The 14,295-nt window shown below is 45.6% G+C and carries 7 protein-coding genes, 5 tRNA genes and 2 rRNA genes; 9 read left to right on the forward strand and 5 right to left on the reverse strand.

What is annotated here, in order from left to right:
- Positions 1–10 precede the first annotated feature (10 nt).
- The 7 genes from QWZ07_RS22400 to QWZ07_RS22430 all read left to right on the forward strand — a co-directional run bounded on the left by QWZ07_RS22400 (position 11) and on the right by QWZ07_RS22430 (position 3,956).
- Positions 11–86 (forward strand) — tRNA-Glu (locus QWZ07_RS22400).
- Positions 87–88: 2 nt separating this feature from the next.
- Positions 89–164: transfer RNA gene (locus tag QWZ07_RS22405), tRNA-Lys, on the forward strand.
- Between the two features lie 25 nt (positions 165–189).
- A tRNA-Ala gene (locus QWZ07_RS22410) sits at positions 190–265 on the forward strand.
- A gap of 32 nt (positions 266–297) precedes the next feature.
- Positions 298–373: transfer RNA gene (locus QWZ07_RS22415), tRNA-Val, on the forward strand.
- Positions 374–689: 316 nt separating this feature from the next.
- Positions 690–3,582, forward strand: a 23S ribosomal RNA gene (locus QWZ07_RS22420).
- A 98-nt stretch (positions 3,583–3,680) separates the two neighbouring features.
- Positions 3,681–3,796, forward strand: a 5S ribosomal RNA gene (gene rrf / locus QWZ07_RS22425).
- A 69-nt stretch (positions 3,797–3,865) separates the two neighbouring features.
- A tRNA-Ser gene (locus QWZ07_RS22430) sits at positions 3,866–3,956 on the forward strand.
- A 116-nt stretch (positions 3,957–4,072) separates the two neighbouring features.
- On the opposite strand, the gene ilvY is transcribed toward QWZ07_RS22430, so the two are convergent.
- Positions 4,073–4,963 carry an HTH-type transcriptional activator IlvY gene (gene ilvY / locus QWZ07_RS22435; protein ID WP_029223704.1) on the reverse strand — a complete coding sequence of 297 codons (891 nt, stop codon included), beginning with the start codon at positions 4,961–4,963 and terminating at the stop codon, positions 4,073–4,075.
- Between the two features lie 146 nt (positions 4,964–5,109).
- On the opposite strand from ilvY, the gene ilvC reads away from it, so the two are divergent.
- On the forward strand, positions 5,110–6,594 hold the full coding sequence (gene ilvC, locus QWZ07_RS22440) for a ketol-acid reductoisomerase (RefSeq protein ID WP_017112134.1): 1,485 nt from the start codon (positions 5,110–5,112) through the stop codon (positions 6,592–6,594).
- 278 nt (positions 6,595–6,872) lie between these two features.
- Here the strand turns inward: ilvC and ubiK are convergent, their stop codons facing one another.
- The 4 genes from ubiK to QWZ07_RS22460 form a co-directional block, all read right to left on the reverse strand.
- The gene (gene ubiK / locus QWZ07_RS22445; protein WP_009848085.1) at positions 6,873–7,124 is read right to left on the reverse strand and encodes a ubiquinone biosynthesis accessory factor UbiK; all 252 of its coding nucleotides are present in this window, start codon (positions 7,122–7,124) and stop codon (positions 6,873–6,875) included.
- 119 nt (positions 7,125–7,243) lie between these two features.
- Positions 7,244–10,366 carry a multidrug efflux RND transporter permease subunit gene (locus QWZ07_RS22450; protein ID WP_192853234.1) on the reverse strand — a complete coding sequence of 1,041 codons (3,123 nt, stop codon included), beginning with the start codon at positions 10,364–10,366 and terminating at the stop codon, positions 7,244–7,246.
- A gap of 11 nt (positions 10,367–10,377) precedes the next feature.
- On the reverse strand, positions 10,378–11,484 hold the full coding sequence (locus QWZ07_RS22455) for an efflux RND transporter periplasmic adaptor subunit (RefSeq protein ID WP_065106032.1): 1,107 nt from the start codon (positions 11,482–11,484) through the stop codon (positions 10,378–10,380).
- 18 nt (positions 11,485–11,502) lie between these two features.
- A complete protein-coding gene (locus QWZ07_RS22460) occupies positions 11,503–12,084 on the reverse strand; it encodes a TetR/AcrR family transcriptional regulator (RefSeq protein WP_065106033.1) in 582 nt (193 codons plus the stop codon).
- Positions 12,085–12,264: 180 nt separating this feature from the next.
- On the opposite strand from QWZ07_RS22460, the gene rep reads away from it, so the two are divergent.
- Positions 12,265–14,283, forward strand: a complete 2,019-nt coding sequence (gene rep, locus QWZ07_RS22465) for a DNA helicase Rep (RefSeq protein ID WP_017112130.1) — start codon at positions 12,265–12,267, stop codon at positions 14,281–14,283.
- The last annotated feature ends 12 nt before the right edge of the window (positions 14,284–14,295 follow it).

Consider the following 14,295-nt stretch of genomic DNA (forward strand, 5'->3'; position numbering starts at 1 on the left):
AATTAGCAGTGTCCCGTTCGTCTAGAGGCCTAGGACACCGCCCTTTCACGGCGGTAACAGGGGTTCGACTCCCCTACGGGATACCATTGGGTCGTTAGCTCAGTTGGTAGAGCAGTTGACTTTTAATCAATTGGTCGCAGGTTCGAATCCTGCACGACCCACCATTTCCTCCCAAGGAAATAAAAGTATGGGGCTATAGCTCAGCTGGGAGAGCGCCTGCCTTGCACGCAGGAGGTCTGCGGTTCGATCCCGCATAGCTCCACCATTCTTTCTCCATGAAGGAATTAAAACTATCATGGGCGATTAGCTCAGTTGGGAGAGCACCTGCCTTACAAGCAGGGGGTCACTGGTTCGAGCCCGGTATCGCCCACCATCTTTAAGCATTCTCGTAAGAGAGTATTTAAAAATGATTTTGAAAGTTTAACACTTGAAAAACTCTTGCTCTTTAACAATTTGGAAAGCTGACTGATTTGATTACTTACGAGTAATTCAAATCAAATTTAAAAGTTCTCAATGTTTATCTTTCATTAGATAAACACAACAAACACATTCAAGTGTCTTGTATTCGAATCAATCTTTACATTGATTCACAATTGAGTCCGGCAAACAGTCATCAGGAATTAACCCTTCTTGATGACAACCAAAAACCTTGGTTAGTTGCCATACACTAAGACCCTTTCGGGTTGTATGGTTAAGTGACTAAGCGTACACGGTGGATGCCTTGGCAGTCAGAGGCGATGAAAGACGTAATAACTTGCGATAAGCCCAGATTAGGTAGTAATAATCTTTTGAGTCTGGGATTTCTGAATGGGGAAACCCACGTGCATAAGCACGTATCCTGTTGTGAATACATAGCAACAGGAGGCAAACCGGGGGAACTGAAACATCTAAGTACCCCGAGGAAGAGAAATCAACCGAGATTCCGAAAGTAGCGGCGAGCGAAATTGGATTAGCCCTTAAGCTTTTAATGATGCAGGTGAAGAGTCTGGAAAGTCTCGCAATAAAGGGTGATAGCCCCGTAACCGACACATCATAATCAGTGAAATCGAGTAGGGCGGGACACGTGATATCCTGTCTGAATATGGGGGGACCATCCTCCAAGGCTAAATACTACTGACTGACCGATAGTGAACCAGTACCGTGAGGGAAAGGCGAAAAGAACCCCTGTGAGGGGAGTGAAATAGAACCTGAAACCGTGTACGTACAAGCAGTAGGAGCACCTTCGTGGTGTGACTGCGTACCTTTTGTATAATGGGTCAGCGACTTAATTTTAGTAGCAAGGTTAACCGTTTAGGGGAGCCGTAGGGAAACCGAGTCTTAACTGGGCGTACAGTTGCTAGGATTAGACCCGAAACCAGGTGATCTAGCCATGGGCAGGTTGAAGGTTGAGTAACATCAACTGGAGGACCGAACCGACTAATGTTGAAAAATTAGCGGATGACTTGTGGCTAGGGGTGAAAGGCCAATCAAACCTGGAGATAGCTGGTTCTCCCCGAAAGCTATTTAGGTAGCGCCTCGGACGAATACTACTGGGGGTAGAGCACTGTTAAGGCTAGGGGGTCATCCCGACTTACCAACCCTTTGCAAACTCCGAATACCAGTAAGTACTATCCGGGAGACACACGGCGGGTGCTAACGTCCGTCGTGGAGAGGGAAACAACCCAGACCGCCAGCTAAGGTCCCAAAGTATAGCTAAGTGGGAAACGATGTGGGAAGGCTCAGACAGCCAGGATGTTGGCTTAGAAGCAGCCATCATTTAAAGAAAGCGTAATAGCTCACTGGTCGAGTCGGCCTGCGCGGAAGATGTAACGGGGCTAAGCTATACACCGAAGCTGCGGCTACGTACCTTAGGGTATGTGGGGTAGGGGAGCGTTCTGTAAGCCGTTGAAGGTGTGCTGTAAGGCATGCTGGAGGTATCAGAAGTGCGAATGCTGACATGAGTAACGATAAAGGGAGTGAAAAACTCCCTCGCCGGAAGACCAAGGGTTCCTGTCCAACGTTAATCGGGGCAGGGTAAGTCGACTCCTAAGGCGAGGCCGAAAGGCGTAGTCGATGGGAAACGGGTTAATATTCCCGTACTTCTTACAATTGCGATGGGGGGACGGAGAAGGCTAGGTGGGCCTGGCGACGGTTGTCCAGGTTCAAGTATGTAGGCGGAAAGTTTAGGTAAATCCGGACTTTCTTAACGCTGAGATACGATGTCGAGCTACTACGGTAGTGAAGTCATTGATGCCATGCTTCCAGGAAAAGCCTCTAAGCTTCAGATTGTAAGGAATCGTACCCCAAACCGACACAGGTGGTCGGGTAGAGAATACCAAGGCGCTTGAGAGAACTCGGGTGAAGGAACTAGGCAAAATGGTACCGTAACTTCGGGAGAAGGTACGCTCTTATCAGTGAAGTCCCTTGCGGATGGAGCAGACGAGAGTCGCAGATACCAGGTGGCTGCAACTGTTTATTAAAAACACAGCACTGTGCAAAATCGTAAGATGACGTATACGGTGTGACGCCTGCCCGGTGCCGGAAGGTTAATTGATGGGGTTAGACTTCGGTCGAAGCTCTTGATCGAAGCCCCGGTAAACGGCGGCCGTAACTATAACGGTCCTAAGGTAGCGAAATTCCTTGTCGGGTAAGTTCCGACCTGCACGAATGGCGTAATGATGGCCACGCTGTCTCCACCCGAGACTCAGTGAAATTGAAATCGCTGTGAAGATGCAGTGTACCCGCGGCTAGACGGAAAGACCCCGTGAACCTTTACTACAGCTTGGCACTGAACATTGAACCTACATGTGTAGGATAGGTGGGAGACTATGAAACCGCGTCGCTAGATGTGGTGGAGTCGTCCTTGAAATACCACCCTTGTAGTTTTGATGTTCTAACGTTGGTCCCTGAATCGGGATTACGGACAGTGCCTGGTGGGTAGTTTGACTGGGGCGGTCTCCTCCCAAAGAGTAACGGAGGAGCACGAAGGTGGGCTAAACACGGTTGGACATCGTGTGGTTAGTGCAATGGCATAAGCCCGCTTGACTGCGAGAATGACAATTCGAGCAGGTGCGAAAGCAGGTCATAGTGATCCGGTGGTTCTGAATGGAAGGGCCATCGCTCAACGGATAAAAGGTACTCCGGGGATAACAGGCTGATACCGCCCAAGAGTTCATATCGACGGCGGTGTTTGGCACCTCGATGTCGGCTCATCACATCCTGGGGCTGAAGTCGGTCCCAAGGGTATGGCTGTTCGCCATTTAAAGTGGTACGCGAGCTGGGTTTAGAACGTCGTGAGACAGTTCGGTCCCTATCTGCCGTGGGCGTTGGAAAATTGAAAGGGGCTGCTCCTAGTACGAGAGGACCGGAGTGGACGAACCTCTGGTGTTCGGGTTGTCATGCCAATGGCATTGCCCGGTAGCTAAGTTCGGAATCGATAACCGCTGAAAGCATCTAAGCGGGAAGCGAGCCTTGAGATGAGTTTTCCCTGGCACTATAAGTGTCCTAAAGGGTTGTCGTAGACTACGACGTTGATAGGCAGGGTGTGTAAGTGCTGCGAGGCATTGAGCTAACCTGTACTAATTGCCCGTGAGGCTTAACCATACAACACCCAAGGGGTTTTGTGGACTCAAAGAAAGACCAGACCTTGAATGAGTTTGAAGAGATACTTTTAAATCCAGTTTTCCGAATTTTAAAATTTGCTTGGCGACCATAGCATTGTGGACCCACCTGATTCCATGCCGAACTCAGAAGTGAAACACAATAGCGCCGATGGTAGTGTGGGGTTTCCCCATGTGAGAGTAGGACATCGCCAGGCTTTAATTTCGTTGTTTGCATAGCAAATGACAACTTCAACAGTGCACAAATCTGTTGATGACAATTTGTTGGAGGGATGGCTGAGTGGTCGAAAGCACCGGTCTTGAAAACCGGCAACCGTTAATAGCGGTTCTAGGGTTCAAATCCCTATCCCTCCACCACCATTGAAAAGCCCGCTGAGAAATCAGCGGGCTTTTTCATATCTGCTATTTAGAAGAACAAAAAAGAGCACTAACGTGCTCTCTATTATTCTCTTAACCAGCATATCTAAAGTTAACTAGTCAGGGAGATACTTTCCTTCGGCTACCTGCCAAAACGCTCTAATCAGTGGGTTCTCAAGTTGAGATCGTTTACAGCAAACTCCTAATTCAAACGGTTTTATCGGCTCTATTTTCAAACGATCGACTTTGTCTCTCACTGGACTGTTGTTAATGACGACATCAGGAGCAATACCTACTCCACAACCTAGCGCAACCATACTTACAATCGCCTCATGCCCAGATACCTGTGCGTAAATGCTGGGCTTAATCTTCATCTTTTTGAACCACGCATTAGCACGTTCACGAGCAGTACCTGCTTCGGGTATGATAAAAGGAACCTCATTCCAATTTGGCTTTTCGGATTGCAGTTGCTGACTAAAGCTACTGACACCGGATGGGATGATTACTGACAGTGGTATATCGCTAATGGTTTCGAATTCTAATCTTGAAGGCAAAATGTCTGGTTTAGCTGAAATAGCAATATCAGCTTCATCATTCAGTATCTTGTCAATGGACTGCGCTGGATCACCGGTAGAGAGCTTAAACTCAATATACGGATGAATAGCTCTGAATTCGGTAATGAGTTCAGGAAGGTGACTGTAGCTTGCTGTTACGGAACAGAAAATACGGATCTCACCCTTTAGCTCCTGTTCTCCGCCTTTTAGATGAAGATTATATTGCTGCCACTCGCCAACGATGCTCAATGCCACAGGTAATAGGTGTTTACCTGCCGGAGTGAGATCAACACTTCGATTATCCCTGATAAGCAGTTCTTGCCCTGTTTCTTCCTCAAGCTTTTGTATCTGACGACTAAGAGCAGAAGGACTGACGTGCATAGCAGCAGCTGTTTTGCTGAAACTCTTGCTATCACATAAATGTATAAATAATTGTAGAGATTTTATGTTCATGTTCTGTGATCGTTTCCATGTTGCATTTATTGCAATAACTAATTGTGAATATATCACTTTCAGCAACGGGATGTCTGTTTTAGTATGAAGTCATTCGATAGAGAGATATCGACCTTACGGACTTATTTTTAAAGGAGTGCCCTACAATGGCTAACTATTTCAATACATTAAACCTTCGTGAGCAACTAGACCAATTAGGTCGCTGCCGTTTCATGGATCGTGAAGAATTTACGACTGAAGCTGAATACCTTGAAGGTAAGAAGATCGTCATTGTTGGCTGTGGTGCTCAAGGCCTAAACCAAGGTCTAAACATGCGTGATTCTGGTCTAGACGTATCTTACGCTCTACGCCAAGCTGCAATTGATGAGAAGCGTCAATCATTCAAGAATGCTGACGAAAACGGCTTTGTAGTTGGTAGCTACGAAACGCTAATCCCTCAAGCAGACCTAGTGATTAACCTTACTCCTGATAAGCAACACACTAATGTTGTTGAGACAGTAATGCCTCTAATGAAAGAAGGTGCTGCTCTTGGTTACTCTCATGGTTTCAACGTTGTTGAAGAAGGCATGCAATTACGTGCTGACCTTACCGTTGTAATGGTTGCACCTAAGTGCCCAGGTTCTGAAGTACGTGAAGAGTACAAGCGTGGTTTCGGTGTTCCAACACTGATCGCTGTTCACCCAGAAAATGACCCTAAAGGCGAAGGCTGGGATATCGCTAAAGCTTGGGCTGCAGGTACTGGTGGTCACCGTGCAGGTTGCCTAGAGTCTTCATTCGTAGCTGAAGTTAAATCTGACCTTATGGGTGAGCAAACCATTCTATGTGGCATGCTACAAGCAGGTTCTATCGTATCTTACGAGAAGATGATTGCTGATGGCATCGAACCAGGCTACGCAGGTAAACTTCTACAATACGGTTGGGAAACGATTACTGAAGCACTTAAGTTCGGTGGCGTAACTCACATGATGGATCGTCTATCTAACCCAGCTAAAGTTAAAGCGTTTGAGCTTTCTGAAGAGCTAAAAGATCTAATGCGTCCGCTTTACAACAAGCACATGGATGACATCATTTCTGGTCACTTCTCTAGCACTATGATGGCTGACTGGGCGAACGATGACGTGAACCTACTAGGCTGGCGTGAAGAGACAGGCGAAACGGCATTCGAAAACTACCCAGCTTCTGACGTAGAAATCTCAGAGCAAGAGTACTTCGATAACGGTATCCTTATGGTTGCTATGGTTCGTGCGGGTGTTGAGCTAGCATTCGAAGCAATGACAGCATCTGGCATCATCGATGAGTCTGCTTACTACGAGTCTCTACATGAGCTTCCACTAATCGCAAACACAGTTGCTCGTAAGCGTCTTTACGAAATGAACGTTGTAATCTCTGATACAGCTGAGTACGGTAACTACCTATTCGCAAACGTGGCAACACCGCTACTACGCGAACAGTTCATGCCTTCAGTTGCAACTGACGTAATCGGTCGCGGTCTAGGTGAAACATCTAACCAAGTAGATAACGCGAAGCTGATTGAAGTAAACGAAGCTATCCGTAACCACCCTGTAGAGTACATTGGTGAAGAGCTACGTAGCTACATGAGCGACATGAAGCGTATCGCAGTAGGCGGTTAATTAGTCGCTTAGATACTGATAAATTTGTAGGAAAAGCAAAGCAGTATCATTGGCTCCTTACAGGTTGGAGTTATTATTAAGCAACACAACATCTAATAAAAAGGCTTGGTCGCCGTTGACCAAGCCTTTTTGCTTTTAGGCGCAAAGTTATACAGATCAGTAGAATTGACATTGCTTGATAGGTCTTAGACGTCGAATTTCAGTTCTTGATTGAGCCTTAGAAATACAAAAGGGTTGGTGTTTTCACACCAACCCTTTCAGTTTTCTTGCTCTAAGGCTTACTTGTCAGCAATTTTTGCTTCTAAATCCGCTAGCTTCTGTTCCATCTCTGTCAGCTTTTGACGAGTGCGAAGCAGTACTTGTGTTTGAACATCAAACTCTTCACGGCTCACAACGTCTAGCTTGTTTAGTTGGCCTTGGATAACTTGGCGAACTTTTTGATCTACATCTGAACCAAGCTCTTTGACTGGTTGAGGCATAGAATCGTGGATCTGCTTAGCAATCTGCTCTAGTTTTTTTGGATCAAACATATCAATTAAAACTCCTGAATATTTACCACTATTCTATTTAATCACACTTGAGATGTCGCCTATGGCGTATAAAAAAAGGCCACCGAAGTAGCCTTTTTATTGTTAATACGACTTAGCGATTACTTATTATCAGCTAATTCTCTGTGTGCCGCTTTTGCTTCATCGACGCGAGCTAGTTTTTCTAGGTCTTTGTCTTCAACAAATACAGGTAGAGGTTTGTGTTTTTCAGCCAAGTAGCTATAAATCACTGGCAGTACAAATAGCGTGAAGATAGTACCAATCGCTAGACCAGCAACGATTACGATACCAATACTAAAGCGCTGAGCTGCACCCGCACCACTTGCGTACATCAGTGGGATTAGACCCGCGATCATCGCAGCGGTTGTCATCAGGATTGGACGAAGACGAACCTTCGCAGCTTCCATTACCGCTTCGATACGAGTCTTGTGATGATGCAACTGTTCTTCTTTTGCAACTTCACAGATCAAGATACCGTGCTTGGTAATCAGGCCAACCAAGGTGATCAAACCTACTTGCGAGTAGATGTTCATCGTTGCCGCACCCCAAGCCAGAGCTATTAGGGCACCGCAGATCGCCAGTGGTACAGATACCATGATAACCAATGGATCTTTCAGAGATTCGAATTGAATCGCCAGTACCAAGAAGATGATAGCCAGTGCTAGACCAAAGGTCGCGTAAAGTGCGCTACCTTCAGTTACGTATTGACGTGCTTCTCCCATGTAATCGTGGTTGTAGCCACTTGGAAGCTTATTTTCCGCCGTGTCTTCAAACCATGCAATTGCATCACCCATTGCAGCGCCTGGAGCAGGTACTGCACCAATCGTAGCTGAGTTCAATTGGTTGAAGTGAGGAAGAGAGCGAGGTTCTGCCACAACATCAATCGTAATCAAACTGCCTAGTGGTACAGCATTACCGTCCGCAGCACGTACGTAGTAGTTATTCATCGATTCTGGGTTCAAACGGAATTTACGTTCAACCTGAGGGATAACCTCGTAAGAACGACCATTCAAGTCGATACGGTTTACGTAGCCATCTGACATCATGGTACCTAGCGTGATACCTATATCTTGCATGGTTACGCCGTATGCGCCCGCTTTATCCTTGTCGATGTGTACTTTCATCGTTGCTGAGTCGTAGTTCAGATCGAGATCCGAGTATACGAATAGTGGGTTTGTCGCTACATCAGTCAAAATGTCAGTGGTGATTTGGAACAAGCTTTCAAAACTGTTTGGCGTTGTAATAACAAACTGAATTGGAAGGCCTGAACCTGCACCTGGTAGTTCTGGCATTTGGAAGGCTGTTACGGCCATTCCAGGAACATCTTTCACCAAACCACCAACGCGGTTTGCTACCTCAGACTGGCTTGCTTCACGCTCACTCCAAGGAACCATAGATGCAATACCAAACGCTTGGTTTGCATTAGGAACACCTGTGAACACCTGCGCGTAAGCTACTTCTGGCTGATCAGACAGAATCTTGTTTACGTCGTTCATGGTATTTTGCATGAAGTCTAAGTTCGCATTAGATGGTGCAGTACCCATCAGCATGATTACACCTTTATCTTCTGAAGGTGCTAATTCACTAGGGATGAACTTGAACAACATCGGCAAACTTGCAAATACGATGATAGCAAAGCCAATAAATACCGGGCGATGTTGCATTACCGCGCCAAGCATACGCTCGTAACGGTTAGTCATACCATCCAAAACGCTATGAACCTTCTGCTCAAACTTGCTCGGCTCAGCGTGAGCTTTCAGCATTTTTGAACACATCATTGGCGACAGCGTTAGTGCCACGATACCTGATACAAATACAGAACCGGCTAGGGTTAATGCGAACTCTTTAAATAGTGAGCCCGTGATACCGCCCATCATTGCGATTGGAGCGTATACCGCACCTAGCGTGAGTGTCATTGCGATAACCGGGACCGCAATTTCACGAGTACCGATGATCGCAGCGCGGAAAGGGGACTCTCCGAGCTTGATATGCCTGTCGACGTTTTCAAGTACCACGATCGCATCATCTACCACCAGACCGATGGCGAGTACCATTGCCAGTAGTGTCATCAGGTTCCAAGAGAAGCCCATCGCCTGCATTACCATTGCCACACCAATCAGGGATAGTGGGATAGTAACGATAGGGATCAGTACTGCTCGGAATGAACCTAAGAACAATGTGATTACGATTAATACGATTAATGCCGCTTCAAGAATTGTCTTGATAACTTCTTGAATTGACTCGTTAATCGCAATGGTTGAATCGTACATTACGTTCATTGAGATGTTGCTTGGAAGGTTCTTCTCTAGCTGAGGAAGAAGCTCAAGTACATCTGCAGCGATGTTGATTGGGTTCGCACTTGGTGCCGCATTAATTGCTGCAACAACCGCCTCCTGACCGTTCGCACTTGCACGATAAACGTCGTGGCTTTTCTCTAGAGAAACCTTAGCGATGTCAGACAGACGGATAATCTCACCTTCACCACTTCTAACGACTAAGTTCTCTAACTCTTCAGTGTTTGATACTTGTGTATCGGCACTGCCGTTATAAAGAACGAATTCGCCAGTAGCTTGACCTGTCGCTGACTGGTAGTTGTTGGCATTCAATACCGACATAACATCAGTAGCAGTTAGGTTAACAGCTGCCATTTTTGATGGATCTAGCCATACGCGCAGTGCGTATTTCATACCACCATAAAGGTCGACTTTAGATACACCATTTACCGTAAATAGCTGCGGGTTGATTACACGCTCTAGATAATCGGTAATTTGGCTTGATACGAGCTCATCACTGGTAAAACCAATATAAAGTACCGCGGTCGTTGAACCGGTCGACATGGTTACGGTTGGATCTTCGGCTTCTTTTGGAAGCTGAGAACGTACCGAGTTTGTCTTGGCCAGTATGTCAGACAGCGCCGCATTCGGGTCGGTGTTCAACTTCATGTTAACTGTGATAGTTGAACTACCCAGTACAGAAGATGAAGTCATATAATCGATATTATCCGCTTGAGCCACAGCCTGTTCGAGGGGCTGGGTTATAAAGCCTTGGATAAGATCGGCACTTGCACCGTAGTAACTCGTTGTTACGGTTACCACGGTATTCGTCATTTCAGGGTATTCACGCACCTGCATTTTGAAGATTGCTTGTAGACCAAGCAGCGCAATCAAAAAGCTGATGGATACCGCTAGAACTGGACGTTTAATAAAAACATCAGTAAAGCGCATTATGCCTCCAGTTACAGCTTAGGTGTTTCAGATGGTGGAGTGATCGCATCACTTTCCACAACCTTAACTTTGGCACCGTTACTTAGACGAACTTGGCCAGAAGTTACAACTGTATCGCCAGCTTTAACACCCTCAAGGATGTGAGCAATATCAGCGGTACGTTCACCTACTTTTACAACATGTTGAGCAACACGTTGAACACCGTCTTCTTCCGTTAGGATGTAAACATTGTCACCGTATAGTGTGAAGGTGATTGCTGTTTGAGGTAGTGTTACTTGGTTCTCTAGCTTAGGCAGAATGATGTTGGCACGAGCGAACATACCGCTACGAAGCTTGCCATCATTGTTCGGAATGTCTGCTTGAACTTGAATCAAACCACTTTGGATGCTTACTGCAGGTTCGATTGCACTAATAGAACCTTCGAAAGGTTTTTCAGGGTAAGCGTCCACGAAGATATCGATAGCTTGACCAACATTGATGCGTGAGATGTCTGTTTGAGAAACGGTGAAGCGCAGGCGCATTACACTGGTGTCTTCTAAACGAACAATATCAGTACCCGACTGCAGGTATTGACCTAGATACACATTACGGATACCGACTTTTCCATCGAATGGTGCACGGATTTCACGGCGTTCAATCGATGCTTTCAGGCTTTCAATGTCAGCAGATAGAGAGAAGTAGTTCGCTTCTGCTTCATCGTATGCTTCTTTAGAGATCGAACCTTTCTTATATAGACCTTGGTAACGTTTGTATTTTGCTTTCGCAGCAGGCAAACGAGCTTCAGAGCTCTTTAGGTTTGCTTTTTCTACGTCAGAATCGAGACGTACTAGTTGCTGACCATTCTTAACATCAGTACCAGATTCGAAAGAGATTTGATCAATGACACCGCTGGTTTCGTTGGCTAGCGTTACACCTTGGTTTGGTTCGATGAAACCAATCGCTTCAATCACTGGAACCCAGTCGATCGGCTGAACTTCAGTTACCGTTACTGGAAATTCTGGCTCAGGGCGGTTGGCCATAAACTCAGCAATTTTTTGTTGTTTGAACATGTTGAACCCGATAACGCTGCCGAAAAGCAGTACAGCGATGAGTAACATGAAGAAAGTCCACTTTTTCATTATGGTCAAAACTCCGATCTAGTGTGTAATTATTGCGTCCCAACTGGCTTCAATGGCTGCTTCTAATGCGGCCTCATCCATTTGGTAAAAACCTAAAGAGTGCTTGCGTGCAAGTGACACGCTAGCGGCTAAACTTAAACCACTTAAAATTTCATTATTGAGTGGTTTAAAAATTCCTTGCTCTTTACCCTCGTTAAACAGTAGCTCAACTTGGGCAAACATTTTTCTTTCAAGTTCCCTAAATGCCATACTATTTATTGCAGGTAGAGAATCGTACTGAACCCTGTTTTTGATTGCTGCAGGGTCTGTACCCGCTAAGTTCCATATGTTTAACCACATAGTTCTATAACGCAGCTTTATTGAATCTGAATCATTAACACCATTTTGAACAGCGTCCGCGACTCTTTGAGTTACCTGAATGCGAACATCTTCAATTAAATGGTCTTTATCATCGAAATATCGATAAATAGTCCCGGCAGCCACTCCTGCTTCTTTGGCCAGTTTTTGCATTGATAAGCCTTGAAAGCCGACCTCCGCAATTAACTTTTCCGCAGCAGAGAGTATCTGTAAGCGTTTATCTTGAGATGTATTATTGGTCATAGACTAATCACTAGTGAATGAACGTTCATTCATTATAGCCTGAATTACGTACATTTGTGCAACAGAGTTTTGCATAAATAGAGTAAAATTCTTGTGTAAGAGAGCATAGCATTCGTACCGTTGCACCATTATTATAGGCGCGCGTGAACAAATAGACCTTTTAACCATGTTGAGAAAGTAATGAAACTGAACCCAAGACAAGATGAAGCTGTGAAATACGTCTCTGGTCCTTGCCTCGTTTTAGCGGGCGCAGGCTCAGGTAAGACACGTGTAATCACCAACAAAATCGCTTATTTGGTTCAGGAATGTGGTTATAAAGCTCGTAACATTGCCGCGGTAACTTTTACTAATAAAGCGGCGCGTGAAATGAAAGAGCGTGTTGGACAAACCCTAGGAAAAGGCGAGTCGAAAGGGCTCATTGTTTCGACCTTCCATACCATGGGCCTTACGATCATCCGTCGAGAGTACAAAGCGCTTGGCTTAAAAGCGGGTTTTTCTCTATTTGATGATCAAGACCAGTTAGCTTTATTAAAAGAGCTAACGGAGAAACAAATCGATGGTGATAAGGATTTGTTACGTGCATTGATGAGCACAATTTCAAATTGGAAAAATGACATGTTGACGCCAGATCAGGCGAAAGCACGTGCTCAAGGTGAACAAGAGCAGTTATTTGCATTCTGTTTTGAGATGTATCAAAAACAAATGAAGGCTTATAACGCATTAGACTTTGATGATTTGATCGCAATGCCTGTTTTGCTATTGAAAACCAATCAAGAAGTACGTGAACGTTGGCAATCTCGCATTCGTTACCTATTGGTCGATGAGTATCAAGATACCAACACCAGTCAATATGAACTGGTTCGTTTGCTCGTGGGTGAACGCGGTCGCTTAACTGTGGTAGGCGACGATGATCAGTCGATCTATTCATGGCGTGGTGCGAAACCACAAAACTTGGTGTTACTTGGTGAGGATTACCCTAACCTACGCCTTATTAAGCTTGAGCAAAACTACCGCTCAACCAGTCGTATCTTGCGTGCGGCGAACATCTTGATCGCCAATAACCCGCACGTGTACGAGAAGTCTCTGTTCTCTGAGATCCCGGATGGCGAAAAGCTCAAAGTACTTAATGCCAAGAATGAAGAGCACGAAGCCGAGCGTATTACTGGTGAAATCATTGCGCATAAATTTTTGAATCGTACTGAGTACAAAGACTACGCGGTACTTTATCGAGGCAACCATCAATCTCGATTGATTGAAAAAGCGCTGATGCAAAACCGAGTGCCTTATAAGATTTCTGGCGGTACCTCTTTCTTCGCTAGAGCTGAGATAAAAGACATCATGGCGTACCTGCGAGTATTGGTGAACCCGGATGATGACAATGCCTTCCTACGTATTGTGAATACTCCGCGTCGCGAGATTGGCCCTGTTACACTAGAGAAGCTGGGCAGTTACGCCAATATGCGCGGCAAAAGCCTATTTGAAGCCAGCTTCGAAATGGGGTTAGAACAGACATTGACTGGTCGTGGTTTAGAAAACCTCCGTCGTTTTTCTGATTGGATTGTTCGTATCTCCGATAATGCTGAACGTGGAAACACCGTTGAAGCGGTGCGATCCTTGGTTCGTGACATCAATTACGAAGATTGGCTCTACGAAACCTCCCCAAGTCCGAAAGCGGCAGAGATGCGAATGAAGAACGTGTCTGATCTCTATAGTTGGATTGTTGCCGATCTAGAAGGTGATAATTACGATAAAGAAGAGAAGACGCTTCGCGAAGTCGTTCAACGTTTAACCTTGCGTGACATGATGGAACGTGGGGAAGATAACGACGATGCAGACCAAGTTCAATTGATGACGCTGCATGCTTCGAAAGGCCTAGAGTTTCCTTATGTGTTCTTGATGGGGGCAGAAGAGGGTATTCTTCCGCACCAAACCAGTGTTGATGAAGGTAATGTAGAAGAAGAACGTCGTCTTATGTATGTAGGCATTACCCGAGCGCAAAAAGAGCTGACTTTCACTAAGTGTCGTGAGCGTAGACAGTACGGTGAGTTGATCAAGCCGACGCAAAGCCGCTTCTTAGATGAATTGCCTCATGAGGATGTGGAGTGGGAATCGGTGAAAAAACCGCAGTCGGCTGAAGAGAGAATGGAAAAAGGGCAGGCACACATTGCCAATATTCGTGCGATGTTCAATAAGAAGTAATAGACAGAGTTT

The organism is Vibrio lentus (assembly GCF_030409755.1).
Classification (GTDB): Bacteria; Pseudomonadota; Gammaproteobacteria; order Enterobacterales; family Vibrionaceae; genus Vibrio; species Vibrio lentus.

Excerpts from the sequence above, each read along its gene's own strand:
- QWZ07_RS22460 (WP_065106033.1), bottom strand. The coding sequence starts at position 12,084 with ATGACCAATAATACATCTCAAGATAAACGCTTACAGATACTCTCTGCT.
- ilvC (WP_017112134.1), top strand. The coding sequence starts at position 5,110 with ATGGCTAACTATTTCAATACATTAAACCTTCGTGAGCAACTAGACCAA.
- QWZ07_RS22450 (WP_192853234.1), bottom strand. The coding sequence starts at position 10,366 with ATGCGCTTTACTGATGTTTTTATTAAACGTCCAGTTCTAGCGGTATCC.
- ilvY (WP_029223704.1), bottom strand. The coding sequence starts at position 4,963 with ATGAACATAAAATCTCTACAATTATTTATACATTTATGTGATAGCAAG.
- ubiK (WP_009848085.1), bottom strand. The coding sequence starts at position 7,124 with ATGTTTGATCCAAAAAAACTAGAGCAGATTGCTAAGCAGATCCACGAT.
- rep (WP_017112130.1), top strand. The coding sequence starts at position 12,265 with ATGAAACTGAACCCAAGACAAGATGAAGCTGTGAAATACGTCTCTGGT.
- QWZ07_RS22455 (WP_065106032.1), bottom strand. The coding sequence starts at position 11,484 with ATGAAAAAGTGGACTTTCTTCATGTTACTCATCGCTGTACTGCTTTTC.